Here is a 26,719-nt window from a genome sequence, read left to right as displayed (position 1 = left end):
TCGGCTTAGTCAAACAATCGCGGGTTGCGGTACAGAATTTCCTGAATCCGATGGGGGCCGCGCTCTTCACCGGCGGGACGTTCGTGATGCCATTCGTCGTGAGTCGGCATCCAGCAATCGTCCAGCGGCCACGGATCGAACGGATCATAGCCAAGTTCGTCGGTCAGTTTGGTCGAGTTCATCGTGACATCGCCGGCTCGCGGCGGAATTGGCCCCGCGTCCAGTCGCATGCAGCCCATGAGGTTGTGAGGGTTATAGTCGCCGATCCGATTTACGATCTGAGCGATCTGATAAAGACTCAAACGACGTGGTCCGCCTGCATGAAAAATTCCGGCTGACGTACGTCCCAGCATGTCATCGATGACTCGGTTCAAGCAATCGGTGTAGGTGGGGGTTCGAATTTCGTCGTAGTAGAGAGTCGCCGGCTTGTCTTTCATGAAACGCGACTGGATCCAATCGATTGCCCCGGCGTGCCCGTTAAAGCTGACTCCCATCGGTAGCGAGATCCGTAAGATCGCCGACTCAGGGCGTTCGAGCTGAATCAGGTTTTCGGCTGCCGCCATCGTTTTGCCGTAGATCGTGACCGGATCGGTCGGTTCGTGCTCTTGGTATCCGCCTCCGAGCTTGTCGGAATAGACCAAGTCAATCGAAAGTTGCAGCAGCCGCGTGTCACTTCCTTCCAATACCGTCAACAGGTTACGAACGCTTTCAAAATTGATGCGCCAGGCCATCGATGGGTCAAGCTCGCAAGATTTCAGCGCACAGCAGCCTCCACAGTTGAGGACCGCCCGAAACTGATGCTTGTCAAACAGGCGTTTGAGACCGTCAATATCCTCAACATCGCAAGCAACGATATTATCGCCCAGCATGCGCCAATTGTTGACTTGGCGAACGCCGACGATTTGGCCTGGATACTTGTTGGTGAAGTAGGGGAGCGCATTAAAGCCGGGCACGCCTGCGACGCCGGTAATCAGCAGCGGCAAAGGGGTTTGTCGCCGATTGGTTACGGCTGACATTAGACTTACGCGATCACTTATTGAATTTTGAATCATTACCAGCGGTAGTCCGCTCCCAGCAGGCGACGAATTAGCCCGATTTGTCCGACGTGCAGCATCTCGTGCTGTCCACACCACAGCAGGCTGTCAAGTTTCGAATTGAAAAGAGAATGCGGCTCTTCAGGGGGTTCCGACAAGCGGGAAATGGTGAACTTCGGCAGCTCTTCCATGACCTGACGATGAACGTGGTGAAAAACTGCCAAAATCTCGTCCGGGCAAGGATAAACCTCAGGTTGCGGCACAGGCGTCGAACCTTTGCCGAAAACGCGTAAGAAATCGGCTGAAATCAGTTGCTCATCTCCCTCCGCTGGTCCCCGCAACCGCAGCAGAGCTAGGCGATATTGGGCCATCGCCAGATGGCCGACTTGCCATGCGATGTGTGAGACTCCTTCATCGGTCATCCGGTACCAATCCGCGTGATCAATTGACTTGATCAGATCGGTACTGTAACGACGAACCGTTTGGATTTGATGAAGAGCAACTTCCAGTGAATTCATCCTCTGTCTCTCCTAGTGCCACATTCTAGGCGCGTTCATTTCGGGTCGGTAGACCTTGGCTTCGGTACCATCCGCAGAAATTCGGGGATCCGTAGGGCCCCTTTCTCAAAAACACCCCCTTATGACTGGATTATTCGCCGCTAGTCCTTTAACTGCGATGTTTGCAAGCGGTGAAGAGGGTTATGCCGCTGGTTCCGGCTCAAATTAGGTATGCATAGCCGGGTATTGAATAAACGGTCGCTGATCGGATGGTTGCGGATCCAACTAATTAGCGAGCGAATTAGAAATCAGAAATTGCCGAGCCCACCTGACTGACCTATGTTTCACCTGGAAAATTGCCCTTGTCTATGGGAATTGATCCGTAAGCACAGTCCGAGTTATGGGTTTGACTATGTCCACCCTTCCAGGCGCACCTGCTGTGCCGACGAAATTGCTAGAACGGCATGCTGATTTGCATCGTCTCGAGTTAGTAAACCGAGAACTGCAAACTTGGTTTGGCGTTGATTTTACCTATTGGGATGGCGAGACCGGCGAGCTGATCCGCGCTGCCGAAATGCAGCCGCCTGGAGACGAGAACTATCTCTCGCCAATCGTTCGCGCTGTTTCGGCAAGAAAAAAACCGGAAATTATCGCGGAACAAGCGGGCGCATGCATTTTGGCGATGCCGCTAGATACCGGCGCGATCGTGGCGACGAGTCCGTTTCTGATCGGTGAAGCGTTCGATTGCGATGATCAGATCGACGCCCTGTCTCGCTTACTAGGAACGACCGCTGAGTATGCTTCGCAATGGGGCCGAGAACAAAATCGCTGGACAACGCAAAGCTTGGAGCGGATCGCTCGCTTGCAGTTGTCAAAACTGAGCGTGGAGGATGAGGCGCGACGTCTCTCGAGCGAAATCGATAAGATCTCGGATAGTCTCTCTTCGACCTACGAGGAAATTAGTTTGCTGTATGGGTTGACGCAAAATCTGCGTATCTCTAGCAGCGATGAGCAGCTAGGTGATTTGGCCCTGAATTGGTTGCTGGAAGTGCTGCCTTGCGAAGGATTGGCAATCCAGTTTTTGCCAAAGCTTGATGACGATGTTTCTTCTAAGGGAAAAAGCAAGTCGAAGACGCTGAGCGTCGGCATTTGCCCACTGGAACCGGAACGTCTATCGCAATTGGTTCAACATTTAAATCTCGGTGAAAAGGGTGCGCCGTTCGTTGCGAATCAACGAATCACCGCACGCGAAGAATGGCCCTTCCCGAAAGTTCGTCAGCTAATCATGGTGCCGCTAGCCGAAGGAGACAACATCTTCGGCTGGATCATGGCATTTAACCATTGCGAGAACAAAGGCTTTGGGACCGTTGAAGCCAGCTTGTTAAGCAGTGTCGGTGCAATTCTAGGTATCCACAGCGGAAACATTGAGCTCTATCGTCAACAGTCCGAGTTTGTCACCAGCGTGGTTCAAGCGTTGACTTCGGCGGTTGACGCGAAAGATCCCTATACCTGCGGTCATAGTGATCGCGTGGCGCGGCTTTCGGTTTGTTTGGCGCGACAAATGGGGCAAGATAAAGAGTCGCTCAACTTGCTTTATTTGGCCGGTCTATTGCACGATGTTGGCAAAATCGGCATTGACGATAGCGTACTGCGTAAGCCAGGCCGTCTGACGGACGCCGAGTACGAGCATATCAAGCTGCACCCCGAGTTAGGCTACAACATCCTCAAAGGATTAAAGCAGATCGAAAAAGTATTGCCTGTGGTGCTGCATCATCATGAGCAATGGGATGGAAAGGGCTATCCACACGCGTTGAAGGGAACTAACACCCCCTTGCTGGCTCGGATTACGGCTGTCGCCGACGCCTATGATGCGATGTCGAGTGACCGTCCTTATCGCAAGGGAATGCCGGAAGAAAAAGTGGATGCGATCTTCCGCGAGGGCGCCGGCCAGCAGTGGGATCCCGCTGTGATCAACGCCTTTTTTGCCGCGCGTGACGAGCTTCGTGCGATTATCAGCGAAGACTCTGCTGAAATCGTATTTGACGTTCGGGACTGGCTGAAATAAAACGGGTCGATTCGCAGGCTCAAAGCCCTATACTAGGTATATGGCGAAAAGCGAAGAAGACCGCGAAGATTTGCTGCAAGAAGCGACCGCTCTGGTCCGCCGTGGAGAATACCGCGCGCCGCAAGAGGTTGACGTGGTGACGATTGGTTTTCGCAGCAGCGGCGCGTTGAGTCTCTATTTTGGCCAAGATCCGGTCTACCAATTCAACGACCTTGGTCAACTCCGTCGCGGCTACGTCGAGGGAGATCTCTTTAAAGCGGATGACGCTCGTCTGATTCGGATGCATCGTCAGCATGAGCAATCAGCGACAACACTGGTGTCTACTCCGCTGAGCGATGTCGATCAAGCTGAGCTAATGATCAAGCTCGAATGGCGCATCAGCACGCTGGCCGAATCGATCGCCGAAGGAGAAGTTATCTGCCATGCGACGGTCCCCACCCAGGAGGATGTCGCCGCAGAGTTCCTCACCTGGTGGCAAGAGCGACAAATGAACATCCAGATCGCAGCCGCACCCAACGTCGTCGCGCCCAAGTCGTAAGCTCCACACTTCTACTTAAACTCTTGTTTTCGTCTTGGTAGCTTACGCTATTTGGCGCGACCATAAGAAACGGAATGCCGAGGGCACGGATAAATCACGGAATCTCACAGTAAGTAAGCAGATTCACCGGACGTTCAACTTACAGCTCTAGATCGCAGCGAAAGTTTCGCCGAATCGGGCTACAAAGAATTCGACGAGAAGGGAAGCGTCACGATCTCGACTGGTCCACTGGAGGTTTGCAAGGTTTCGCCTAGTTTGTCGAAGCCACGGCGGACCAGCGCCAGGCCGATCCATTGCTGAAGCGTCGGCGAATAGGTGGTCGATGTGACTCGCAGCACCGGCTTGCCTTCCACTTCATAGGTTGCGTCGGCGCTCGGCTCGGACGCAAACTTGATTCCTAGCACGCGACGATTTACATGGCCCAGTGCATCAATTCGCGCGATCGTCTCTTGTCCCAGATAACATCCCTTGGTGAAGCTGATCGCGGTCGCGTCTCGGGCGGCTTCTTGGGCAAGCTGCTCACTGGTCAGATCGCGGCCAAAGAAGGGAAAGCCTGCTTCGATGCGGAGCGTTTCTAAAGTCTCGTGCGATCCGACCGACTCTTCGCCGCCGAGTCTGCCTGCAAACTTTTCGCGTGCTTCGCCAAAGACGATAACGCCCCAGGCCGGCAGACCAACGTAAATGGTGCGATAGATCATCACGCCGTCTAGAGTGATCACTTGCAGCGGCGATTGCGGCGGAGTAATCCGCCACATTTCCTCGATCCAACTCGCTGCTTGTGGTCCAGCTACCAAGTATTCGTGCGTGTCGCTGGTTCGATCGACAACTTCGACATCTTCAATGACCGCATACTTTTGAAAGTGAGGAAGCAGCGCTTCGGCTTGATCAGGCGTGCCAGAGAGCAAGATCGAATCGTCCGTCGGCAGTGCGAAGAAGTGACCGAGGATTTTCCCTTGCAGCGTAGGAATAAACGTTTCACAACCTTGTCCTGCCGGTAGCTTCTTGATTTCAGCCGTCGACAAGTTGTGCAGGAATTTGACGCGATCGGCGCCAGACATTTGCAGGCGAGTACGGCTCGATACGTCAAAGCAGAGCCCGGATTGCTGGAGCATCGCCCATTGATCGGCAAAGGAGTTGTTGGCTGGCGAACTCATAGTGCGTACTGATCCCAATCGATATCGCTCGAAATCTCTTCCCCTTCGACCGCGACTTCAGCGAGTTGCCCATGACTGATGAAAGTACACGTTTCGTAGTACTCGCACACTTTGCGGGCCTCATCCAGATTGGCGACCGCCGCCATGTTCAGTTCGTCGACAATCGCTTCTGGCAAGTTGCTAAGCAGATAAATTTTGTTGCGGTCAAGCGTGGTCGCTAGCTGTAACGCGGCGACAGCGTCGCTGGTTCGTTCACGTCGAATTCGGCGGCGCTGATCATCCAGATCGTCATGTTCGGCAAGTTGCAACATGGTCGCCGAGGGATGCGTCGCTAGTTCGCAGCAGATCATGATCGCCCCGTTATCGTCGGCGGCAGAGGAAGCGACCGCAAGTGCACGGGCGAAATTGGCCCACGTTTGTTGTGCATGCCCGCCGCTGATTGCAACAACAGCTAGAGCGGCCCGCTTGGGAGGTTGATAACGCCACGTCTTGGCGAGTTCGGTTTGAATTTGCGCCGATAAGGTGTCAATCGCGCCGGCCCGAATTGCACTAATTGTTTCGGGGCCGTTCGCTTCGACTTGCACTCCAAACAAACAACCGAGGATATGGCCCACCTCGGTCGCTTCTCCGGCCCGGCGTTTGCGCAGCACCGGCTGTTCGACAAATGCAGGCGCCGAGAGTCGCTGCATCGTTTCGCGATCGGTGAAGGTGGGGAAGGCCGCCTCGTAGGGGCCAAAGTAGTCGAGCGACGAATCGAGACGCGCCAACCCAACCGGGATCACCATGTCAGCGTCACTGAGCGACCGATTGATCATGATCGGGCGATTCTCTTTGGTAGCACCGATAAACGCCAGCTTGTTGCGGTCATCAGGATCATGACGCTCGACCGTGACATCGGTGCGCTCCCCAATCATCTGCTGCACGATCGTTTCTAAATCTCTGGCAGAGTCGTGCGGCAGCACGATCGACAGTTGACGATCGGCCATATCAGGGCGAGCAGTTACCTGCAAAATTGCAGCGATGATTTCGTCGACTGCCGGAATATGACGTCCAATCGCAAAAGCGATCTGGTCGCCGGGAACGGTCGCGTCGGCAAGTCCGGGAAACTGCGGAGGCTTGGTCAGCGCCGCGTCGACCGCTTCCAAGACCGACGGCAATGTCGGTCCGGCGCCATCGCAGAGGGCGACGACTTTGTCATCTTTCAGTTCCAGCTCGAATTTTTGGCTTTCGCCGAACGACAGTGAGATTTGCATGGCCAGCTACGCGCGATGTGACAGCGAAACAATTCCTGCAATCTTAGAAGGGATTGTTGCTAGGGGTCAACGAGTCGAGGTTTACGCCGAGACGCTAAATCGATGATAATAGGACCGGTGCTGCGACCAGAAATTTGTCGGAAGGGATGACGTCATGCGAGTTTGGATCGTGCTTGTGGCCGTTGGCCTAGGTTTGGGGATAGGGTGCGAAAAATCGACCACTCCGGTTGGAATGCCGGTCGTCAAAACCGCAAATCCAGCGACTGAAACAGCCGCCGAAGTCCCCAAAAAGCCGATTGAACTGCTGCAAGGGATGGCCAACGCCTATGCCCAAGCCGATTCTTACTTCGATCGCGGGACGTTGCGGCTCAGCCGCACCTTAGCGGGGGAAACTACCTTTGACGACGTCCCATTCTCCGTCAAATTTAAGCGTCCCAATCAATTGCGGATTGACGCATATCAGGTGATGATCGCTTGTGACGGAAAACGGCTGATCGCCAAAATATTTGACGAAGCGACCGCCGAAATGGATCACCAGGCCCTGGTTCGCCCCGCGCCGGAGCAAATTAACGCAGAAGTTCTGTACCTCGATCCGGATCAAAGTGATCCGATTTTGTCGGAAATTTTGGTTGGCGGTCTCGTTGGCCCGCCGCCTACGTTGGAGATGTTGTTGGCCAAAGAGATGCCCGACTTTTCCCAGGAAGCGGTTCAATACGTGCTGGGAGTCGATGAGGAAATCAATGGCCGCCGTTGTCATCGCCTGGTTTACCAGACTCCCAACGGCACGCTAACGATGTTTGTAGATGCTCAAAACTTTCTGCTTCGTCGGATCGAGTATCCGCAAGAACCGATGCTCTCAGCGCTGAAAGCGTCGGATCCCGATGCAAAAATTTCGCTAGTGGCCGATTTTATCGATGCGGCGATCGACGGGCCGATTCATGAAAATGAATTTCTGTTCAATCTTAAAGGGGACGACAAACAGGTCACCTATTTTGTGCGTCCCGCGCAAGCGGCGACCAATGACCTGCTGGGACAATCACAACCAGAGTTCACGCTCGAGCGGCTGTCAGGCGGAGAAGTGATTTCGACCGACTTTCTGGGACAGCCAACTTTGTTAGCGTGGATTAATGATCACCCGTCAAGTCGTCAAATGACTGAACAATTGACCCGTTTCGCCGCCAACCCAGCATCGGGAGTGGATGTGAAACTGATTTCGGTCGATCCACGCGAAACGACCAGCGCCCAGATACAACAACGGCTTGAACAATGGGGCGCCAACTTTGCGAGTTACCGAGACATCCAGGCAATTGGCCAAAAGCAATTTCGCATCCCGGGCGCTCCTACCGTCGTGCTGTTGGACGCCAAGGGGCGCGTGCAATTGATTGAAGCTGGCGCTTCGCCTGACTTAGCAGAACGGATGTGGGGAATCGCCCAACGTTTAGCCAAGGGAGAGGATGTCGCCGCAGCGTCGCTGGCCAGTGCTAAAGCAGAACAAAAGCTATATCAAGCGGCGCTGACCGCATCCATGGCCGGTAAAAATCCGTATCGAGATTTACCGCTGCCGGCTGTCGCGCTAGCGCCTGCCCGTGAGCTGAGCCAATTTGCGGCCGAAACGGTCTGGTCAACCACAGATGTTGAGGAACCCGGGGCCGTCGCCGTTTTGCGCGATGCAGAGGGCGAACGCATCTTCACCCTCGATGCGGGGCGAGCAATTTGCGAACTCGACGTCGATGGTAAGTTGATCTCACGACATGAGCTCAACTTAGAAGATGGGGTTGTGGTCGATCGCTTGCGGGTCGCCTCGTCAGACAAAGGGCTACGCGTCGCGGTCTTTGCCGCGGGGGGGCAGCGTCTCTGGCTTTTGGATGAGCAGCTTGAGCCGCTCTATCGTTATCCGGCGAGTGATGCTTCTCACCCAGGGATTGCGGACGCTCAATTACTAAGCGGCGCCGAGCAGACGACGCTGGTCGTTGCCTTTCAGGGAGAAGTTGGCGCGCACGGTGTGGAGGAAAGCGGCCAGCGAATATGGAGCTTTCGCGAGATGCTGCAACTGCGCGATTTGGCGGTGGTCGGAGCGGGTGAGATCGCCCTGATGGACGCATCAAGCCAAGCTCTGGTTCTGGATCGCCAAGGAAAAATTCGCCGTGAAATCAGCATACCGGGACGCTCGATACTGGGGCTCGCCTATGACTTCATCTCGGGGGAAACGCTGGCCTTGGCGCTGGCTGAAATCGAAATGCTAGAGTTTGACGCACTAGCGAAAGATGGCGCGCCAACTTGGAGTTATCCTCTGCCAGCCGCTGAGTTGCCAAAGGCTTCGCCCCGAATGACGGCGGTTGCGATCGGTGCGAAGCGAGGCTGGTGCGGGCTCGGACCAGATGGCACGTTGCATCTGATGCAGGCTGACGGAGCAGCAACCGATCGTCTGTCGTTTGGAGAAATGCCGAGCGGGCTGACGACGGTCAACAGCACCGACTTAATTTCGACGCTGCCCGGACGAATTGTGCGACTTCGCTTTGCGACAGCGACGAAGTGATATCTGTTTGCTACAGGAGAACTAGCAGGGGACTCCGCTACGAATTCGGCGGCACACTCCAGCAAGCTGCCGAAATGCGGCGATCATCTCCTCAACGCTCGCTTGATTGCGACAGTCGGATTCAAGCTTGGCGGCGTAGGGAGTAATTTGTCCAAAGCCGTAACTTCCGGCCGCCCCTTTCATTTGATGGGCGATTCGACCGAGACCCTCCCAGTCTTTTTTATCGACGCAATTCAGCATCGCTTCGATGCGGTCGGGCATCTCCTCGACGAACATCTCGACGATTTCGGCCAAATCGGGATCATCCCCTAACTCTGAATAGAGCGGTTCCGTGATCGTTTGAATCGGCATGTTCGTACTCCTCTTCGGCGTGGGTTTGCCTGTGGCCCGTTGGGATGAGCGATCATTTCCCAAGTTTAGGTCATAAATCGGACGCCGATCGAGCTGAGAGGGGGAGCGAACGGGCAAGCGGCCTGATCTCGACTGCGTAAATTGCGATCTCCGGGCAATTTGCATCGGATAATCGCGCCGTTCGGCACGTTCGGACCAGGAAAATAAATCCGATCAGGAAATCAGCAACGAGGGGTTAATATGGGCGACCTGGGATGACGATAGCGTGTGATAGCGTTCATCAATGGACGAGTAGGTAATCTCTGCCAGCTGGCGATTCTCTTAGTATGTATGCTATCGAGACGCTGGCGCCGCAAGAGCCGTTTTTAGTTTTATTGTCGAGACATTTGGAGTTCTCACAGATGAAGAGCCGTCTTGTTCTCCCGGCGTTTTTGGTTGTCGCTTCGATCTTTGCCGTCGTTGCTGCCAACGCCGAAGCTGGCCTGTTTGGCCACCACGGTTGCGGATGCGAGCCCACCTGCTGCGCACCGGAACCGACTTGTTGTGCACCCGCCCCTAGCTGCTGCGATCCTTGCGATCCCTGTGGTTGCCGTATGGGCTTGTTTGGCAAACTGCGTGCGAAATTGGCTTCATGTTGCAAGTCGAGCTGCTGCGATTCGGGTTGTGGTTCGTGTGCCGCTGAGCCGACCTGCTGCGCTCCGGAACCGACCTGCTGCGCTCCTGAGCCGACCTGCTGTGCTCCGGAACCGAGCTGCTGCGAACCGTGCTGCAAGAAGCCTTGCTTCCTGAAGCGTCTGCTGAACCACTGCAAGTCGAAGTGCTGCGGTTCGAGCTGCTGCGATGCCGAGCCGACCTGCTGTGCTCCGGAACCGACCTGCTGTGGCTAATTGCCCACAACAGTAGGCCTGACTGATATTTAGAAAGAACCGCTTACCGCTGGTAAGCGGTTCTTTTATTTCTTGCATCCGCCAATACTTCTGGCCGATTCTGTTCTCGTTGATTGACGCGACCGACAAACGGCCGACAATAGACAGCAGCTGGTGATGTCCCCCCTAGCGGTTGGAACCAAGTCATCGCCAGCGTATTCGGTTCGCCAAACTCCTCCTCGTGCTCTTCGTTGGATTGAGAGAAACGCCATGTCTCGGCTTTTTCCTGTCGTACTCTGCTTTGTCGCCTTGGTCAGTTTGGGGCAGGCCTCGATGGTTTGGGGAGAGGGCCCTGATCCGATGATGGCTGACTTTGACGCGTTGCTGGTCGCCGGCGAGTTTCCGCCTGCGATCGATCTGGCCAAGCAAGCCAAAACCGCTGAGCAACGTGATCAAATGTTTGCACGCCTGGCGCGTGCTCAGGCCGCCGGCGGCGCCAAGCAAGCCGCACTCTCCAGTGCGCGCTCGATCGCCAACGATCAATACCGCACCGAAACATTGATCGGGCTAGAGAAGCCGTTAACCGCTCGACCCGGCGCAATGGGGGGCGGCGTTGAGCCTGACTTTGATCAGTTGATTGATTTGATCACCACTACGATCCAGCCTGAGTCTTGGGATTTGCTTGGCGGGCCCGGGGCCATCGCGCCGTTTGAAAGCGGCGTCTATGTAGATTCCAAAGGCACGCTGCAGCGCGCCCAACTGCGAGATCGGTCGGGACGGCTAGAGCTGATTCGCGAAGCGACTTTTGGCAATTCAGGCAACAGCCGCGCTGCGGTCAGCTCGCCGCTTCGCAAGATATCGCTCAACCGCCTAGAGCGTGAAGTTCATCTGCGCATGGCCGCCGGCGAACCCCTGACAGAAGAGATGGTGCGACTCGCCGGCATCTACAAAGTGAAATACGTCCTCGTCTATCCCGAGAGCGGGGACGTAGTGCTTGCTGGGCCTGCCGGAAATTGGGAACCCAACGCCGAGGGACGCATCGTCAGCGTCGAGACGCAGCGTCCCACGTTGCGTTTGGATGATCTGGTCGTCGTGATGCGCAACGCGCAGCGTGATCAAGGGCGGTTTGGCTGCTCGATTACTCCCTACCAAGAACGGCTCGCGGCGACGCAAGAGTTTTTAAAGCAATCGGCCGCGAAAAGTCTCAGCCCGCGTCAGCGCGATAAATGGCTAAACGACTTGCGTCAAACGCTCGGCAAGCAAGAGATCGAAGTTTACGGGGTCGACGCTGATACGCATGTCGCCAGGATCCTGGTCGAAGCCGATTATCACATGAAACGGATCGGCATGGGATTGGAGGCGGGAACGCTCGACGTCCCCAGTTATCTGTCGATGGTCGATGTGGGGCCTGGTGAATCGCCTCCGCCGATGGACGTGCTGCGGTGGTGGTTTGCCCTCAACTACTCGGCCGTGGCAACTACGGACAATCGTGACATCTTTGAAATTCGCGGGCCCGGCGTCCAAGTACTGAGCGAGAACGAGTTGCTGGCCAAAAATGGAGAACGCGTACATACGGGCAAAACCAGCACGCTCAACGAAACCTTCGCCCACAATTTTACCGCACATTATGAGGCGCTGGCGAAAAAGTATCCGGTCTATGCCGAACTGCAAAACGTTTTTGATCTTACGCTAGTCGCCGCGATCATCGAAAAAGAATCACTTGCCGGTCGCGGCGATTGGGGGCGAACCTATTTTGGGGTCGAAGGTCGCTACCGTCCTGAACGACTGTTGGTCGCCAAAGAAGTCGAAACGATCATGAACCACAAAGTGATCGACAACAAGCATATTATCGCCGGCATCAGCGGCGGCGTTCGTGTCGACGCGTCGCAGTTGATGAAAGACGAAAACTTCAAGCTCGACGAATACGGCGTGCTCGACGCCGATCTCAAAGGGAGCGTCGTCCCGCTAAAATTGGCGCCGGAAGCGTGGTGGTGGGACTAGCCGTGTGAAGACATCGCTGCTTATTGCAGCGACTTATGCGACCCATCGCATTGCGGCATTTTGTTGGAGAGCCCGCAAATGCAATCGTGTAGCCCTTTGCCGGCCAAGATTCTTGAAGTGGCTTGCTCAATTCGCGATTCGCGAGTTTTCGCTTGTTTAGCGCCGGAGAAATGAAGGAGATAGCCTCTTCTTCGCCCCGGCGTGAGCGCCTCAAACGCCGTTTTAAGCGTCGGGTTTTCGCGCCATTTTTGCTGCAGTTCGACAGGGATCTCCAGCTCTCGATTCTTGTCGAAATCAACTTTCAGGCCAGCCTTTTCGATTTCGATCGCTTCCTGGATATAGGTTTGCAGGATCGATTTCGCTTGGGTGATCTCACGTACGGCGGTGAACATCATCACCCGCCCCGCACGCGAGTTCTCGCCCGGTTTGGCTAGCACTTGGTGTGGATCTTTGAGCAATGCACCCTTTAGAAAGCTCAGCACGCAGCCTGCTTTCAACTCACCGATGATCAAGACGTTGCTGTTTTGATAGGTGTAACAAGGATTGCCCCATTTAAAGTCCTCGGTCAGCTCACAGGCAAGCAGGATCTTCCGCAATGCCTGAAGTTCACGCGGCCATTGCTTGGCGTTTTTTAGATACTCATCTACTTTAGGATTCATGCGATGATTTCTAAGAGTTGAGGTCCACCATTAACGCCTCTGCAGCGCGGCGGCCTGAAGCCATGGCGCCGTTGATCGACGCGGTGTCGCAATAGTCACCACAGCGGAAGATGCCGGGAGCGATACGCGGGTCTTTCGCCACCGGTTCGAGCGCTGGTGGAGTTTGACGGGGCAATGCGTATTGGATGGGGTAGGTACGCAGATGCCGCCAGTTGTCGACCTGCGAGCCGAACCAGGTACGAAGTTGGTTCAAGACCTCCTCCACTTCCGCTCCACCGAATGCCGTGACAGAGATCAGTGATTGCTCTGCCGGAGCATAATTCTTCGCAACTTGACTAGGGACACACACATTGTTCACCGGTCCACGTCCCTCGCCGTTGAGCAGCAGGATGGGCTCCTCTATCGGTGGCTTATCCGCAGCAAAGTACATGCACACGACGTGATTCGCTTCGCCGGCGAAGTGATTGCCAGTGAGTTGGCTCGCAGTTGGTGCGTCGGTCGCGACAACGATCTGTGGGGCTGTTAACTGCTCACCTGATGAGAGCTCTACTATTCCCTGGCTGACTTTCTTCACGGAAGAGTTCAGTCTTAAAACCCCAGCGGGAAGTCGATCTGCTAATTGTTGCGGAATGGCTTGCATTCCGGCAGCCGGCAATGTGGCGTCACCGTTGCTGAACATCCGAAACACAAAGTCGCATAAACGACGGGAAGTATTCAAATCTTGTTCTAAGAACACGCCCCCCAAGAATGGTCGAAAGAACCGTTCAATGACCAGCGGGGAGAAGCCACGCTCTTGAAGCATCTCGATCGTGGTGATCTCCGGCCGCTCGTAGAGTTGCTCCAGTTCACCCGCTGTAGTGTCGCTACGCAATTTTGCAATCCGCAGCTTGTCAAACATGGATGCTACCGGTGACAGCGCCGTCGCAATGAGATGGCGAGGTCGTCTCCAGGGATCGCTGAAACGTCGAAACGCGCCGTCGTACCAGATTAGGGCTCCTGGCTCAAACCGCTGCAATTGAAGCTCGGCGTAGTTGAGAACGCGCTCGGCCTCTGGATAAGCGGTCAATAAGACTTGAAAGCCCCGGTCAAGCAGAAAACCGTCAACGCGATCGGTCGCAATTCTGCCGCCTGGGGCAGAACTGGATTCGAGCACGAGTAGTTGGAGGCCACGCGATCGAAGTGCTTCCGCACAGGTCAATCCAGCGATGCCGGCTCCCACAATGATGACATCCCACTGCGCCATGCCAATTCTCACAATCCAGAGGTTTCCGGTTCGTCCTTCAATGGCCCAATAATTTCGGAGGTTCCGCCCTCACCGGAAAACATTTTAACAGCTTCATATCGCAGGCGTGCAGCTCAATTGCGTTGACGCGCGTTCTTTGACTTTCCACTAGCTATCCGGGCGATGTAATGCTTGATGCAGTCTACGAAGTTAGACCGGCCGAATCTTGACCGCAGTGCCGTAGGCCAAAACTTCGGTGGAGCCTTGCATGAATTCGGTCGCATCGTAGCGCATTCCGATGATCGCGTCGGCGCCTGCTTCCTGGGCGTGTTGCAGCATTAGCTCATACGCATGCTGCCGCGCCTCTTCGCAGACCGAGACATACTCAGGAATGTTGCCCCCGCCGATCGAGCGCAGCCCGCCGATCAAACCGCGAGCAATCCCGGCGGATCTGACAACAATGCCGCGAATGACGCCGCGATACTCGATGATTTGGTAGCCAGCAATTTCGTTTCCGGTGGTGACGATCATGGTTTGCTTTCGCAGTGGTTTGAATTCGATTGCTGAGATTGGGGAGCGTTTCGCGGCAGACGGCGTTGAGCCTTGCCGAATGTCAGTGAAACCCGATTAAAAGAAGTAAACTAGAACAGTGGGAAATTGCGACTCACTGCTTTGGGAACATCGCATTTCTACTCGACGGGCCGATGCATTTCAACTTCGTGCAATGTATCGAACAGGTCGCTTTCGCACCAATTGGCGATTTGCTCATCCACGACCTTAAATCTCAGTCGTAAGAACAGATCCACATTGCCTGTCTCTCGAATCGTGAACAATCCGAGCGCCGGGCAATTTCGCTGTATTGCTACCTGCTCCGCATAGTCCAGCAGAGCCGATGCAACACCGCGCCGGCGGAATGAAGGCAGCACGCCAAGACCGGTTATCCGCAGGAGCTTACCCTCGGAATAAAAACCGATGACGCCGACGTTAATTCCGGCGATCAACGCGATCGCATTGATTTGATCCCTTTCCGGCGGAGTTGAATTCGCGAGGACTTCCGCGAAGGGAGAGTAGATTTCTCGTAAAGATGCGAAGGATTCTGCTCGCATCGATCGTACCTGTTGTTGCTCTGTGGCTGGCGCGATGCGGATAGAAATCAAAAGAAGACTCTCCTAAAGGTTCATCTCTCTATCGTCTCACACCGCTTCCGGCACAAACTTCTCTGCAATATTTCCACAAAATCGCAGCTCAAACGTATTCCGCCGCGATCCTTCCATTGCAAACAGCACGCCCACTTCTGGATGCCGCTCGCAGTACGCATCCGTCTTGTCAGGCCCCATCACAAAGCAGGCGGTTGATAGGGCGTCGGACTCGGTAGCGGTGGGGGCGACAATCGTGACCGACAACACGCCTTCGGCAGGGCGGCCAGTGCGTGGGTCGAGGACGTGTCCGTAGCGACGGCCTCCTTCGATGAAGGTTTGGTACGCGGCGCCGGAGGTTCCGAGGGCTTCGTTTTGCAGCACCACTTCGCCGATTCGTTTGCCGGGCAGAAAGGGATGCGGCACGCCGACGCGCCAGCCGACGGCGCCATCGCCCAGTAGTCGCGACCCGCGACCCAGCACGCTGCTGGTGCCGCCGTGAAATAGAAAATTGTCGACTCCTTGGGCGACCAGGAACTCGCTGATCCGATCAAGCGCGTACCCTTTGCCGATTCCGCCGAGATTGATTTCCATCTCGGGCCGCTGGTAAAAGACCGAGTGGTTATCGGCGTTGAGCGTTAAGTACTGACTGCCAACTTTGGCTAGCGCCGCCGCAAGTTCGGTTTCGTCCGGCACGCGTCCTTTGCGCTGATAGAAGCCCCAGATTTTGGCGAGTGGGCCGGCGGTCACATCGAAGGCGCCTTCGGTCTCGGTATATATTTCTTGAGCTTGAACGAGCAGGCCAAAGAATCCTCGCTCGATCGGGATCGGTGCAAAATCGGCGGCGGCGTTGAGTCGCGATGCTTCGCTGTGCGAACGATAAATCGACAACTGGTCTTCGTATTCCTCTAGTTTGTCGAGCGCCGCGACCGCCGCTTCGGCGCCAAGTCGGTGTTGGCCGGCGTTCAAATAAATCGCAAACGAGCAGGCCATCGCGTCGCGACTGACTTCGACCAGATAACTGGACTGGTCTTCTGCGGCTTCCGCAGATTCGACGTTTTCGCTGGCTGTAGCTCCTTCGCCAGCGTGGCGAGCGGCCGGTTTTAGTGATTTTGGGGGCGGCAACGGTTCGGAGGTCAGCTCGTGAAGGGCGTCAACGGCTGATTTTCCCCGTAAAAAGTCACGGCGGTTCGATTTGCGAGAATTCATTCAGAGCTGTTTTACGTCGGATTGCTTGCCGAAAACTGTTTCTTCGTCGATACTTCGATTATAGCGCTCTCGGTCGGCGAAAGCGGAGTTGCCAGCGAATAAATGGTCCCAGGTCCCAATTTCGCCACAGAATTGGGGCCTGGGACCATTTATTCGCAAAGCATTTGTCGCTGACCCTTTGGCCTGCTTCTTGTGAAAAGGATCTCTCTCGTTATGCGTATCGCCCGTTTGCTGGCTCTGTTGCTTTCGATCTCTGCGGTTGGTTTGGCTGCTGCGCAACAACCGCAGCGGCGCGCGAAGCTGCCGGACAATTTTGACAATACAGGCGCCTCCTTCATTTTTTCCCGGGATGTCTTTGGCGAATTGTTAGCAGGGCAGCGTCCCGCGGCGCTCAGTCAAAAAGCGGCGCCAGCGATGGTTGCTTCAGGAGGAGGCATGTCTGGCGGCGGGATGTCGCCGCCAGCAGGCGCAGCGGCATCCAATGGAAGCGGCAAGGATTGGAGCTTTATCACGCCGGAAGTGATTCAGGACGAAGTCAAGCAATTGAATCTAGAGCTGGCTCCGATCGCGATGAACATTCGTGAGTTCAAAGGAGGTGGATACGCCATTTGCCGTCGGAACTTTACCGAATTGGCGATGTTGTTTGAGATCATCAACGAAACGTCGCAAGATGTTCGCTGGAAGGAATCCTCGCTCGGTGCGCGTGACGCTTTTTGGAAAACAGCCGACGTCTGCAAAGTAGGAACCGATCAATCATTCGCCGCAGTCAAGCAGCGCTCAACGGACCTCGACGACATGGTGCGCGGCAGTTCGCCTGCTTTTAGTGAAGGAGATCCCGAGGCGACATGGGACACCATCGCGGATCGTCCTCCGCTGATGCAGCGACTTGATATTGGCTTTGAAAAGAAGTTGAAAAAGTGGGTCGCCAACGAAGCTGAATTTCGCAGCAATAAAGCCGAGATCCTGCACGAAGCCCAAATCATCGCCGCGATCGCTCAAGCGATCAAGCAAGAAGGTTTTGATTACTATGACGATGACGACTATCTCGGCTTCTGCGACAAGATGCAGACCGCAGCCCTCGACATGGTCAAAGCCGTCAAGAATGATGACCCAGCGCTGGCTCGCGAAGCTGGCGGCGCAATCGCCGCTTCTTGTTCGGATTGCCACGGCAACTATCGGTAATATGCGAAGCGGCATGGGACGCAGCAACAGCCCAAGAAGCGATTTCAGGGCGGCGCAGTTGGCGAAACCGAAAGAGTCAATCATCGCTTTGCAAGCCGCTGGCTGATAGGCGCCCAAGAAAACGGTGATCGGCTTACGGCTTAGCGAAGCGGGGTAATAAGATGATCTCGTCTTCTCCGCTTCCATCGACTGCGGCGACAACGATGCGTTGCGGTTCGATCCGAATCTGATACGGCGCGCCAGTTAAATCATTGATCGGCGGCGATTGCGGCGGCTCTTCGCCCAGCGCCAGTTGCAAGGCCAAGTTCCAGGCGGTCGCCAGCGCTTGGTCGCGGGCCGCGATTCGTTGCTGTTGGGCGATGTCGACTAACAGCCATTGGGCGGCGACCGGCGGGTAGTCGTTGGTTCCCTCCAGCGCGGCCAGTTGAGTATGAAGGTGCGACAGCAGTTCGGTCCGTTGATGAAACGGAAGCTGAGCTGCTTCGATGATCTCGTGCATCTGTTGCAGGTAGACCGCTTCGTCGAAGTTGAGATTGCGGGAGACGGCTCGAACCGTTGCATCTAATTCGTTTTCGGCCTTCAGTCGCTGGTAATCTTCGCGGGGCAATGTCGAGAGGAACTGGCCGTCACGAATCATTTCATATTGATGCAAGCCGCAGGCTCGATCGGCGATCCAAGCGTCAGCGTCAGCGGGCCAAGCCTGAACATGGCCGGCAAGCGTTTTGGCGATGGTCGAAAGTTGCTCGCGAGTGACAGCGCTTTGCTTTGCTAACGCAGCGGCAGCCGGAAACGCTGCTTGACGCAACTCGGCGGCGATGCGGCGCGCATAGACGTGATTCACTTGGCCGAGTCGCGACGCCAGTTCCAAGGCAAATGCGATGTGTTCGGCGGCTGCGTCCAAGTCTTGATCAGCAATCGCGACGGCTGCAGAGAAAATTTCTAGCCGCGCCGCTACTCGGGTACACTCGACAAAATGAACGTCGGCCAAGTAGCCGGCAGTCGGTTGCCAGAAGTATTTCCACTGCTGCATCCGTAGTGCAGCGCGACCTCGATCAAGTTTGTCTTGATGACGCACGATGTAAGCGTTGATTTTCTCCAGCGTCAGCGGCGCGTATTGAAAGTCTTGGTTGGGGAGCCAGGCATTGGTGGTGTCGACCATCTGGTCGGCGATGGGGCCGGGATAGATCTTCATCAGCGCGACGACGCCGTTACTAGCTGGATCGAGTCCGGTGGTGATCGCTGCTTCTAGACCTTGTGGCGATTGGCCGGCGCCGATGATCGGGTCAAGCAGGCGCGTTAACTCAGGGTGGTTCACTTGACGCGTCAACGTTAGCCGGCCATAGTCGCCCGGTTTGTTCGGGTCGTGCACCAGCGGCTTTTCGCCGCAGCCGAAGAGCAACGCAGCGATGCAGCAGAAGTGGACAAAGGTAGTGAGCCGGACGAACATCGATCAGCGAACGCCAGTCGGGGAAGGCGAAACTTTTAGGGACACTGCGCTGATCGTAACAAAAGGGGCTTATAAAAGCTCGACCAATTCGGCCAACCCGGCTTCGACCAATTCGGGGCCGGTGACAAACTTGCCGGGGTGGGTCCAACGATTGATCAGCTCTTCGTCAACGCCAAACAGCTTTGCTAGCAGTACATCCATTTCTTCGTGCAAGAACTTGTAGTGTCGGACCCATTCGCGCGCTTCGGCCAGCGGGATGTTCTCTTCGCTTTGCCAACGCATCGGATGAAACAAAAGGACGCTCCAGCGCGTGACGTACCGCTGGTTGCACGCGGCGAAAGGCCAGAGCGCGGCGGAGGAGCATTCGCCGATGACGATGCCGGTCGCATTGAGCCGACGCAACTTGATTAACGAAACGAGCGCCGAAGCCGCGTACGAACTGCCGCCAGGCGAGTCGAAATAGAGAGTGCATTCTCCATCTTCCGGCACGGCGAGCAGCTTCTCGTAAAGGTCAGACATATCTTCGCCCAACTCGCCCGAGATCGCGATTTCGTACTTTTCTGGCTCTTGGTTCTCTTCCTCGTCGTGATTCACGCGGCGTTCTCACTTGAAAATAAGGGGGCAAGACTGCAATTCGGCAATCTACTCACAAATCGGTTCAGCGGGAATCGGGCCGAAATCGTCCCCAGGGGAGGCGAACCCCCTGCGTTGCATTGTATGATAAAGAGAGGGCTGAACGCTGCGGCGACGAGAATCTCAGCCTGCAAATTTACTCACTCACCAAGATCCTACGAGAGGTTATCCATGCGACAAAATCACATTCTAGCCGCATTTGTTGCGGCGATCGCGTTTGGCAGCGCTGCCTATGCTGCAGAACCAGCGAAGTTGGAACTATCGGACGGCAAGATGTCGCTAGTCGCTCCTGAAAGCTGGAAAAAAGTAGAGCCGGCAGTCCGGATCATTGATTTTGAATTTGCAGCGCCAGCCGCCGCTGAAGGGGGCGAAGCGGGACGCATTACCATTATGGGTGCTGGCGGAAGCGTCGAAGCGAACGTGGATCGTTGGGTTGGTCAGTTCGCCGGCGCCGTCAAACAACCAATGAAAGAAGAAAAGGTCGCCGGCCAAACGGTCTATCTGGTCGACATTTCAGGCGATTTCCGTGATCAACGCGGCCCATTTGCTCAGGCGGAAGTCAAAAAAGACTATCGCATGCTAGGGGCGATCATCAAGAGCGAAAAGGCAGGACAGTATTTCATCAAGTTCACCGGCCCCAAAGCGACGGTGGACCACAATGAAAAAGCGTTCAAAGCGATGGTCGACAGTCTGGAAGTAAAGTAGCGCCGCAGCGGACTCTATGCGAGCGAAACGAACGGACGAGAAATCGTCCGTTTTTTTGTCGCCATGCTAACTGAAAAAGAATTCACCCTGCGATTGGCCGTGGCCCTCCTTTTGCTTAGTCGAGAGCTATATTAGTTTGGTCAATTCAAGCGGACCGGGCTGATTGTAAGTAATTTGACGACAGAAGCGATAAAAACGCTGGTTTTCAGCGCTTCAGAAATCGGCGAGGCGAATCGATGAAGGTTGAACAGTTTCTCGAACATCACGGCATCCACTCGAACCCGTTTGCCGTCGAAGACGCGCAAACCGACACGGTGTTTAAAAGCCGCTGTATCGACAGCACCTATCACCCGGCCTGGCAAAAGGTGTACGGCGATCCCCGCGATCCCTCTACCTCGATCGTGTTTGGTGAAAAAGGCGCCGGCAAAACTGCGATGCGTTTGCAGATTGTCGAGCATGTCGCCAAACACAACGTCGATCACCCTGAATCACGCGTCTACATCATCGAATACGATGACTTCAATCCCTATCTCGATCGCTTCCGAGATCGGATGTACGGCCGCAATCGTTATCCAGAAAAAGCGCTGAAGCAGTGGAAACTGTGGGATCATATGGACTCGATCCTGTCGATCGGCGTCACTCAGTTGACCGATCAGATCCTGCAAACACGCAACGCCAAGCCGTCAGCTTGCAAAATCGAGCCGAGCGAAGCGAGCAAGCTAGATCGTAGCCAGGCCCGCGATCTGCTGCTGTTGGCCGCTTGTTACGATCAATCAACCGCCGAGACCTTCAAAGAACGTTGGCAGCATCTGCGCAGCAAGCTGCGGTTCTGGAATCCCAAAGCTTGGTGGCAATTTGCGGTTGGCGTCGGTATGACCCTCGTTACCATCGGGCTGCTGTTTCTGCTCATTTCGGGTGGATCGCAGGGGGTTCAGCCCCCCTGGTGGCTGATGCTGTTGATCTTTGTCGCCGGCTGGTCTCCTTGGCTCTGGAAAGCGTTGCGCGCTACCTGGAAAGCATGGGGAATCGTCAATCATGTCCGTACCGGCAATCGCGAGGTTTTCTCGCTCAGCCGGCTGTTGATGAACTTCACGCTCCCCGAATTGTCGTCGCAACCGCTCCCCACGCATGATCGAACCGACGATCGCTATGAGATGCTGGACAAGTTTTTTGGCGTGTTGCGTTCGCTTGGTTGCACCGGAATTGTGGTCATTGTTGACCGCGTTGACGAGCCGCATCTGATCAATGGTTCGCCCGAACTGATGAGATTGTTGCTCTGGCCGATGCTGGATAATAAGTTTTTAAAACAGCCAGGCATCGGCTTCAAATTGCTGCTGCCGATCGAATTGACCCAGTTTGTTGATCGGGAGACAAAAGAATTTTATCAGCGAGCCCGACTCGACAAGCAAAATATGATTCCGTCTTTGCAGTGGTCGAGCGAAGCGTTGCAGGATGTGGCCAACGCGCGTTTAGCGGCGGTCTCTGACAAAACGCCAGCGCCTACTTTGCGCGATCTGGTCGATGACTCGGTCTCGGATCAGCGTCTGCTCGAAGCGCTTCGTTCGTTGCGTGTTCCACGGCATCTGTTCAAGTTCCTCTATCGGTTGATGGTGGCTCATGCCAACGCCTATACGGATCAATCACCGGTCTGGCGCGTCTCGAGCCAAACCTTTGATTCGACGCTAGCAGTCTATCAACGCGAACAAGACGCGTTCGATCGCGGCTTGGGGGCTGGCTAGCAGTGCGCTCTTGAAGAGAAGGTCAGCGATTGACATTGACTCGGATCGCCGGCTTTGCAAGATTACGCCTGCGAAGTGCACCTTCGTGCGATGCTGCGGAATTCCAAGGAAGGAAGAGAATCCATGCTTTTACAACGATCCCTGTTGTTGCTGTCGGCGGCTCTATTGCTGGTAGGTTGTAACAACCAAAAACCCGCTTCTACCGCGGAAAATAGCGACGAAAACATCGAAGTAAGCTCGATTCAAGATCCGCTTGCGATCGCTTCGGTCGATCCAAAAACCGCAGTCGAATCCTTTCTCGCGGCGCTCCGTGATGGCAACAAAGAATTGACGTCAAAACTGTTGACGCAAAAAGCACGCGACGAAACGAGCAAGCACAATCTCGCTATCGATCCGGTTGGCGCTGTGGGCGCAAAGTTTGAAGTAGGTGAGACGATCTATATCACGTCCGAAAAGCGTGGGGCTCACGTCGAAAGTCATTGGTTTGACGTTGACCCGCAAGGCAAAGCGGTCTCGTACGAAATTGTCTGGATCATGCGCCGCGAAGCAGGCGGCTGGCGCGTCGCCGGCATGGCGACCGAGTTGTTCGCTGGCGAGCCGCCGTTGGTGTTGCCATTTGAAAATCCCCAGGAAATGTTCCAAGCCCAAAAGCTGGCCGAGCGCGAAATTCAGCGTCGCGGCGGAAATACTTCCCCCGAAGTTATGCCGGCCAGTCACACCGCTCGACCGGGCGAAGGGGCTGGTAGCCAATATTTCCAACGATAGTAATAAGGGGGGAGGCGGTAATTTGCCGCTCCAATCGATCCATAAGGGTGCTAGCAGGCCAAAGTCCTCGTTTTCGAGGGCTTTTTTTGTGCGCTTGTAGGGGTTAAAACATGCCTATCCGGCAAATGTTCATAATCTTACGTGCATGCCTTAATTTTTCTAAATTCCGGCTTGGCTGGTTGACTTCGCTTCTGGAGTTGATAATTTAACGACCTATGCTACGTAGTGCATGCGACCTGCGTATTCGGCAAACTTTATCACAGGATGTTCGCTGAATAAGCAGTCGCGGATTGTGGCCGCGGTCGTTATCCATGCCCTCGCAGAGGGCACGACGTACGGCTCTTGAGTTGTGGCGTGATGGTTCCCCCCTTACGCTTCAAATACAGTAGAGTTTCTTGGAGGATTCTGACATGAATCGCATTTTTGGACTTGGCATCGCGATCTTCTTCGCGATCGTCGGAATTTCCTTGGTCGGTGGTGAGCGTGAGGCGACCGCCGCCTGGGGTTGCAATGGTTGCAGTGAAGCTCCGGCTTGCTGTGGCGTAAAGAGCTGCTGTGGCCTGTTTGGTCATCGTTGCCGTGAGAAATGTAGCGGCTTGTTCGCTCATCGTGATCGTTGCTGTGGCCTGTTCGGTCATCGCTGCAAGACCAGCTGCTCGGCCGAGCCGACCTGCTGCGCCCCGGAACCGACCTGCTGTGCGCCGGAACCGGCTTGCGCTCCGGAACCGACCTGCTGCGCCCCGGAACCGAGCTGTGCTGCTCCCGAAGCTCCGGCCGCTCCGGCCGAAGTTAGCCCGAGCGACGAAGCTCCGGCCCCGCCGGCCGAAGCCAGCATTCGCATGCCGGTTCGCGTTCACACCGTCAGCTTCCGTCGCTAGTCGACATGGGGAAATGTGGATGACGGTTGCCCTGTGACAACCAGCGCCGCACGACCCTAAGAGGCAGATAATGATCGGGCTCCCAACTTGGGAGTCCGATTTTTTTATGCGCTTACCCAATTTATCACGGCAGACGTTTGATTAGACTAGAAGACGTTGTATGTTTTCCTGTTTCCCTAGATTATCGCAAATGACGTCCAACCAACCGACGACACCCGACCCGCTGCCGCTTTCCAGCAATACTCGATCGATCCTCTCGCTCGCGTTGATTGCCTATCTGTTTGGATTGTGGGTTTTGCTCAGTTGTCCGCTAGGCAACGAATACATGTCGGGTCTGCACATGCGGCTCGGGGGGCTCTTTCAAGCAGTCATGGGCGAATCGCTCGCGATCAGCGTGACTGGATCTCCGTATTACATTCATAGCGGCGAACCCTACAGCGACGATCATCTGCTACAGCTTGAATTAACCGAGGGAGTGGGGGCCGGTGAGACTGTATCGTTCAACGATCAGTTTGCCGATGGCTCGCAAGCCCAGCAGCGCCTGCGGATGTTAGCGATCTATATCGCGCTGCAAGTTCGCCTTGGCGAAGATGCGGCGCCGGCTCAATTCGCCACCTCTTTGGCAGCCAAAGCATTTCAAGAGACCGGCGCCACGCGCGGCGTCTTTCGGCTTCGCCGGCATATGTTTCAACCGATGGAATTGGGAGTTGATGGGGCCAAAGACCACAACAACCCCGGCTATTTCGAGACGACCTATGAGGCCGACGTTTGGCTTGATCGAGATGGTCAAGTTCGAGTTCTGAAACGTTCGTCGCTGGAACATGTTGCGCCTGCTGTGGGGAGCCAATCGTGATCGTCGCTATCCAAGAATATTTCGCTGATCTTTCGCGCTGCGTTACTGAGGCCTGGACCCAGTTCTGGTTTCGCGCTACTGACGCCAAATCGTTAAGCTTGCTCCGCATCGGCATTGCCTGCATCGCGCTGTTGTACGTGCTTGGCTACACGGCCGATTTGACGTTTTGGTTCGCCGCCGACGGCGTTTTGCCGGTTGCCCGCGTCTATGAGATCACCGGCATCACCGACCCCGAGGTGAACGCTTCTTATTGGTCGTTGCTTTATTATTTTCAAGATTCGACCGATCTGTGGATGCTGCACGCGTTCACGATCACCATGTTGATCGCGCTGGCAGCGGGACTTTTTTCGCGGGTCACTTCGATTGTGTCATTTCTGTTGGTCTTGTCATACGCTCAGCGTTCGCCGATCGTGCTCACGGGATTGATCGAACCGCTCCTTTGTCCGCTGCTGCTTTATCTCTGTCTGGCTCCGTGCGGCGCGCATTACTCGGTTGATCACCTGCTGCGTCAACGCAAAGGGAAGCCGGCGATCGGCAAAACTTACTCGGCCAATATCGCGATTCGTTTGATCCAAGTTCATGTCTCGATGTTTTTCGTGATGATGGCGCTTAGCAAGTTAGGCGCGAGCTACATCTGGTGGAACGGCGCAGCCATGTGGAACGTGCTCGCTCGGCCTGATTCTCCGCTGGTTGATTTCAAGTTCCTCCGCGATTATCCGCTGGTCGTGTATGCTTGGACGCATATGATCGTGTTGTTTGAACTCGCCTATCCCGTTGCGATTTGGGTCCGACCACTTCGCCCGTTGATGATCGCAGTATCCTTTCCGGTCTGGATATCGTACGCTTTAGCAAGCGGAAATTGGCTGTTTGCGTTGCTCATGCTGGTCTTAAACCTCGCGTTTTTCACCCCGCTGGTCGTGCGGCCGAAATCGGCAGTCGCCACCGCGGACAACAAAGCGACAGCGGACGCTGATCGAATTCCCGCCTCCGTTTAACTGCATGTCGAGAGCCCGTCGCGCTTGGACTCTTAACTGCCAGTCTCGCCCAAAAACTTGCCGGTAAGGAGAACTGCCCAGTGAACGATTTCACGCTGAATCGCCGTCAATGGATCGCCGCGTCAACTGCCATCGCCGCTTCCGCTGCTTGGGGCGCACCGCATGTCGCATCCTCCGCCGAGCCAATCGCCAATCGCACTGCGCCGCTGTTCAAGTTGAGCCTGGCCGCCTATAGCTATCGCAAGCTGTTGCAAGGGGATAAACCACAATTAACGATCGCCGATTTCATTGATGACTGCGCCAAAATGCAGTTGGATGGAACCGAGTTGACGTCGTACTACTTTCCGCCGAATGTTTCTCCCACTCAATTGCGCCAATACAAGCATCAGGCCTTTTTGCAAGGGATGAGCATCAGCGGCACCGCGGTCGGCAATGACTTTGGGCATCCAGCCGGCGCCGAGCGCGACAAGCAAATTGCTGACCTCAAAATGTGGATCGATAACGCCGCGATTCTGTCAGCGCCGGTGATTCGCATTTTTGCCGGCCATGTGAAAAAAGGGGTTTCGCCTGACGAGTCGCATCGGTTGATGGTCGAAGGAATGCAGGCAGCTTGCGACTATGCCGCCCAACAAGGGATCTTTCTCGCGCTCGAAAACCACGGCGGCCCAACAGCGACCGTCGAAGGCTTATTGAAGCTAGTCAAAGCGGTCGACAGCCCCTGGTTTGGCGTGAATTTAGACACCGGCAACTTCCACGGCGACGACATCTACGGTGATCTCGCCAAGGTTGCTCCCTATGCGTTGAATGTGCAAGTCAAAGTGGTCGTATCCGGGCCGGACGGCAAAAAGGTCCCGACCGATTTTGACCGGATCGCGAAAATCTTGCGTGACGCTAACTATCGCGGCTTCGTCGTCTTGGAATACGAAGAAAACGAAGATCCCCGCATTGAGTGCCCGAAGTATATCGAGCAACTCCGCGCCGCGCTTGCCTAAGCAATCGGG

At 55.3% G+C, this 26,719-nt stretch carries 24 protein-coding genes; 12 read left to right on the top strand and 12 right to left on the bottom strand.

Going from position 1 to position 26,719, the window contains the following annotated elements:
- Positions 1-5: 5 nt before the first annotated feature.
- Entirely contained in the window at positions 6-1,016 is a 1,011-nt protein-coding gene (locus tag SH421x_RS20135; RefSeq protein ID WP_488851811.1) for an SDR family oxidoreductase, read from the bottom strand.
- 35 nt (positions 1,017-1,051) lie between these two features.
- Positions 1,052-1,552, bottom strand: coding sequence for a DinB family protein (locus SH421x_RS20130; protein ID WP_488851810.1), 501 nt, complete (start codon positions 1,550-1,552; stop codon positions 1,052-1,054).
- 418 nt (positions 1,553-1,970) lie between these two features.
- Between SH421x_RS20130 and SH421x_RS20125 the strand changes: the two genes are divergently transcribed.
- Together SH421x_RS20125 and SH421x_RS20120 are read left to right on the top strand one after the other, a co-directional pair.
- Positions 1,971-3,596: an HD-GYP domain-containing protein gene (locus tag SH421x_RS20125; RefSeq protein ID WP_488851809.1), complete on the top strand. Its 1,626-nt coding sequence runs from the start codon at positions 1,971-1,973 to the stop codon at positions 3,594-3,596.
- A 40-nt stretch (positions 3,597-3,636) separates the two neighbouring features.
- Positions 3,637-4,134, top strand: coding sequence for a hypothetical protein (locus SH421x_RS20120; RefSeq protein WP_488851808.1), 498 nt, complete (start codon positions 3,637-3,639; stop codon positions 4,132-4,134).
- Positions 4,135-4,313: 179 nt separating this feature from the next.
- On the opposite strand, the gene ygfZ is transcribed toward SH421x_RS20120, so the two are convergent.
- Both ygfZ and SH421x_RS20110 read right to left on the bottom strand, forming a co-directional pair.
- Entirely contained in the window at positions 4,314-5,288 is a 975-nt protein-coding gene (ygfZ, locus tag SH421x_RS20115) for a CAF17-like 4Fe-4S cluster assembly/insertion protein YgfZ (RefSeq protein ID WP_488851807.1), read from the bottom strand.
- Entirely contained in the window at positions 5,285-6,541 is a 1,257-nt protein-coding gene (locus tag SH421x_RS20110; protein ID WP_488851806.1) for a lactate racemase domain-containing protein, read from the bottom strand. Before SH421x_RS20110 ends, ygfZ begins: the two co-directional genes overlap by 4 nt.
- Before the next feature lie 154 nt (positions 6,542-6,695).
- Between SH421x_RS20110 and SH421x_RS20105 the strand changes: the two genes are divergently transcribed.
- Entirely contained in the window at positions 6,696-9,077 is a 2,382-nt protein-coding gene (locus SH421x_RS20105; RefSeq protein ID WP_488851805.1) for a TlpA family protein disulfide reductase, read from the top strand.
- A gap of 21 nt (positions 9,078-9,098) precedes the next feature.
- Here the strand turns inward: SH421x_RS20105 and SH421x_RS20100 are convergent, their stop codons facing one another.
- On the bottom strand, positions 9,099-9,428 hold the full coding sequence (locus tag SH421x_RS20100) for an Hpt domain-containing protein (RefSeq protein ID WP_488851804.1): 330 nt from the start codon (positions 9,426-9,428) through the stop codon (positions 9,099-9,101).
- A gap of 1,136 nt (positions 9,429-10,564) precedes the next feature.
- Between SH421x_RS20100 and SH421x_RS20095 the strand changes: the two genes are divergently transcribed.
- Positions 10,565-12,295, top strand: coding sequence for a DUF1598 domain-containing protein (locus SH421x_RS20095; protein ID WP_488851803.1), 1,731 nt, complete (start codon positions 10,565-10,567; stop codon positions 12,293-12,295).
- 20 nt (positions 12,296-12,315) lie between these two features.
- Here SH421x_RS20095 and SH421x_RS20090 read toward each other — a convergent pair whose 3' ends face one another.
- The 5 genes from SH421x_RS20090 to SH421x_RS20070 all read right to left on the bottom strand — a co-directional run bounded on the left by SH421x_RS20090 (position 12,316) and on the right by SH421x_RS20070 (position 16,521).
- Positions 12,316-12,954 (bottom strand): YdeI/OmpD-associated family protein, encoded by a 639-nt coding sequence (locus SH421x_RS20090; RefSeq protein WP_488851802.1) that lies wholly within the window; start codon positions 12,952-12,954, stop codon positions 12,316-12,318.
- Positions 12,955-12,964: 10 nt separating this feature from the next.
- Positions 12,965-14,197, bottom strand: coding sequence for a protoporphyrinogen/coproporphyrinogen oxidase (locus SH421x_RS20085; RefSeq protein ID WP_488851801.1), 1,233 nt, complete (start codon positions 14,195-14,197; stop codon positions 12,965-12,967).
- A 189-nt stretch (positions 14,198-14,386) separates the two neighbouring features.
- The gene (locus SH421x_RS20080) at positions 14,387-14,707 is read right to left on the bottom strand and encodes a YbjQ family protein (RefSeq protein ID WP_488851800.1); all 321 of its coding nucleotides are present in this window, start codon (positions 14,705-14,707) and stop codon (positions 14,387-14,389) included.
- Positions 14,708-14,865: 158 nt separating this feature from the next.
- Positions 14,866-15,333 carry a GNAT family N-acetyltransferase gene (locus tag SH421x_RS20075; protein WP_488851799.1) on the bottom strand — a complete coding sequence of 156 codons (468 nt, stop codon included), beginning with the start codon at positions 15,331-15,333 and terminating at the stop codon, positions 14,866-14,868.
- A 36-nt stretch (positions 15,334-15,369) separates the two neighbouring features.
- Positions 15,370-16,521 (bottom strand): FAD:protein FMN transferase, encoded by a 1,152-nt coding sequence (locus SH421x_RS20070; RefSeq protein WP_488851798.1) that lies wholly within the window; start codon positions 16,519-16,521, stop codon positions 15,370-15,372.
- Positions 16,522-16,734: 213 nt separating this feature from the next.
- On the opposite strand from SH421x_RS20070, the gene SH421x_RS20065 reads away from it, so the two are divergent.
- Positions 16,735-17,703: a hypothetical protein gene (locus tag SH421x_RS20065; protein ID WP_488851797.1), complete on the top strand. Its 969-nt coding sequence runs from the start codon at positions 16,735-16,737 to the stop codon at positions 17,701-17,703.
- Positions 17,704-17,836: 133 nt separating this feature from the next.
- On the opposite strand, the gene SH421x_RS20060 is transcribed toward SH421x_RS20065, so the two are convergent.
- Together SH421x_RS20060 and SH421x_RS20055 are read right to left on the bottom strand one after the other, a co-directional pair.
- Positions 17,837-19,150, bottom strand: coding sequence for a hypothetical protein (locus SH421x_RS20060; RefSeq protein WP_488851796.1), 1,314 nt, complete (start codon positions 19,148-19,150; stop codon positions 17,837-17,839).
- A 69-nt stretch (positions 19,151-19,219) separates the two neighbouring features.
- Entirely contained in the window at positions 19,220-19,744 is a 525-nt protein-coding gene (locus SH421x_RS20055) for an ATP-dependent Clp protease proteolytic subunit (RefSeq protein ID WP_488851795.1), read from the bottom strand.
- Positions 19,745-19,954: 210 nt separating this feature from the next.
- Between SH421x_RS20055 and SH421x_RS20050 the strand changes: the two genes are divergently transcribed.
- The 7 genes from SH421x_RS20050 to SH421x_RS20020 all read left to right on the top strand — a co-directional run bounded on the left by SH421x_RS20050 (position 19,955) and on the right by SH421x_RS20020 (position 26,710).
- Positions 19,955-20,488: a hypothetical protein gene (locus SH421x_RS20050; protein WP_488851794.1), complete on the top strand. Its 534-nt coding sequence runs from the start codon at positions 19,955-19,957 to the stop codon at positions 20,486-20,488.
- 236 nt (positions 20,489-20,724) lie between these two features.
- Entirely contained in the window at positions 20,725-22,227 is a 1,503-nt protein-coding gene (locus SH421x_RS20045; protein ID WP_488851793.1) for a hypothetical protein, read from the top strand.
- Between the two features lie 123 nt (positions 22,228-22,350).
- Positions 22,351-22,992: a hypothetical protein gene (locus SH421x_RS20040; RefSeq protein WP_488851792.1), complete on the top strand. Its 642-nt coding sequence runs from the start codon at positions 22,351-22,353 to the stop codon at positions 22,990-22,992.
- A gap of 410 nt (positions 22,993-23,402) precedes the next feature.
- Positions 23,403-23,870 carry a hypothetical protein gene (locus tag SH421x_RS20035; protein WP_488851791.1) on the top strand — a complete coding sequence of 156 codons (468 nt, stop codon included), beginning with the start codon at positions 23,403-23,405 and terminating at the stop codon, positions 23,868-23,870.
- 190 nt (positions 23,871-24,060) lie between these two features.
- Positions 24,061-24,723, top strand: coding sequence for a hypothetical protein (locus SH421x_RS20030; RefSeq protein WP_488851790.1), 663 nt, complete (start codon positions 24,061-24,063; stop codon positions 24,721-24,723).
- Positions 24,720-25,718: an HTTM domain-containing protein gene (locus SH421x_RS20025; RefSeq protein WP_488851789.1), complete on the top strand. Its 999-nt coding sequence runs from the start codon at positions 24,720-24,722 to the stop codon at positions 25,716-25,718. Before SH421x_RS20030 ends, SH421x_RS20025 begins: the two co-directional genes overlap by 4 nt.
- Positions 25,719-25,798: 80 nt before the next feature.
- Positions 25,799-26,710 (top strand): sugar phosphate isomerase/epimerase family protein, encoded by a 912-nt coding sequence (locus SH421x_RS20020; protein WP_488851788.1) that lies wholly within the window; start codon positions 25,799-25,801, stop codon positions 26,708-26,710.
- Positions 26,711-26,719: the final 9 nt, after the last annotated feature.

This window comes from Blastopirellula sp. SH421 (genome assembly GCF_057808535.1).
Note: the sequence above shows the minus strand (reverse complement) of the source record. Positions and strands in the feature narration are given on the sequence as shown.

What these genes read in the sequence shown, in the direction of transcription:
- SH421x_RS20060 (WP_488851796.1), bottom strand. Translation starts at nt 19,150, where the DNA reads ATGTTCGTCCGGCTCACTACCTTTGTCCACTTCTGCTGCATCGCTGCG.
- SH421x_RS20080 (WP_488851800.1), bottom strand. Translation starts at nt 14,707, where the DNA reads ATGATCGTCACCACCGGAAACGAAATTGCTGGCTACCAAATCATCGAG.
- SH421x_RS20045 (WP_488851793.1), top strand. Translation starts at nt 20,725, where the DNA reads ATGAAGGTTGAACAGTTTCTCGAACATCACGGCATCCACTCGAACCCG.
- SH421x_RS20095 (WP_488851803.1), top strand. Translation starts at nt 10,565, where the DNA reads ATGTCTCGGCTTTTTCCTGTCGTACTCTGCTTTGTCGCCTTGGTCAGT.
- SH421x_RS20130 (WP_488851810.1), bottom strand. Translation starts at nt 1,552, where the DNA reads ATGAATTCACTGGAAGTTGCTCTTCATCAAATCCAAACGGTTCGTCGT.
- SH421x_RS20070 (WP_488851798.1), bottom strand. Translation starts at nt 16,521, where the DNA reads ATGAATTCTCGCAAATCGAACCGCCGTGACTTTTTACGGGGAAAATCA.
- SH421x_RS20030 (WP_488851790.1), top strand. Translation starts at nt 24,061, where the DNA reads ATGACGTCCAACCAACCGACGACACCCGACCCGCTGCCGCTTTCCAGC.
- SH421x_RS20120 (WP_488851808.1), top strand. Translation starts at nt 3,637, where the DNA reads ATGGCGAAAAGCGAAGAAGACCGCGAAGATTTGCTGCAAGAAGCGACC.
- SH421x_RS20100 (WP_488851804.1), bottom strand. Translation starts at nt 9,428, where the DNA reads ATGCCGATTCAAACGATCACGGAACCGCTCTATTCAGAGTTAGGGGAT.
- ygfZ (WP_488851807.1), bottom strand. Translation starts at nt 5,288, where the DNA reads ATGAGTTCGCCAGCCAACAACTCCTTTGCCGATCAATGGGCGATGCTC.
- SH421x_RS20050 (WP_488851794.1), top strand. Translation starts at nt 19,955, where the DNA reads ATGCGACAAAATCACATTCTAGCCGCATTTGTTGCGGCGATCGCGTTT.
- SH421x_RS20090 (WP_488851802.1), bottom strand. Translation starts at nt 12,954, where the DNA reads ATGAATCCTAAAGTAGATGAGTATCTAAAAAACGCCAAGCAATGGCCG.
- SH421x_RS20040 (WP_488851792.1), top strand. Translation starts at nt 22,351, where the DNA reads ATGCTTTTACAACGATCCCTGTTGTTGCTGTCGGCGGCTCTATTGCTG.
- SH421x_RS20035 (WP_488851791.1), top strand. Translation starts at nt 23,403, where the DNA reads ATGAATCGCATTTTTGGACTTGGCATCGCGATCTTCTTCGCGATCGTC.
- SH421x_RS20065 (WP_488851797.1), top strand. Translation starts at nt 16,735, where the DNA reads ATGCGTATCGCCCGTTTGCTGGCTCTGTTGCTTTCGATCTCTGCGGTT.
- SH421x_RS20135 (WP_488851811.1), bottom strand. Translation starts at nt 1,016, where the DNA reads ATGTCAGCCGTAACCAATCGGCGACAAACCCCTTTGCCGCTGCTGATT.
- SH421x_RS20085 (WP_488851801.1), bottom strand. Translation starts at nt 14,197, where the DNA reads ATGGCGCAGTGGGATGTCATCATTGTGGGAGCCGGCATCGCTGGATTG.
- SH421x_RS20110 (WP_488851806.1), bottom strand. Translation starts at nt 6,541, where the DNA reads ATGCAAATCTCACTGTCGTTCGGCGAAAGCCAAAAATTCGAGCTGGAA.
- SH421x_RS20105 (WP_488851805.1), top strand. Translation starts at nt 6,696, where the DNA reads ATGCGAGTTTGGATCGTGCTTGTGGCCGTTGGCCTAGGTTTGGGGATA.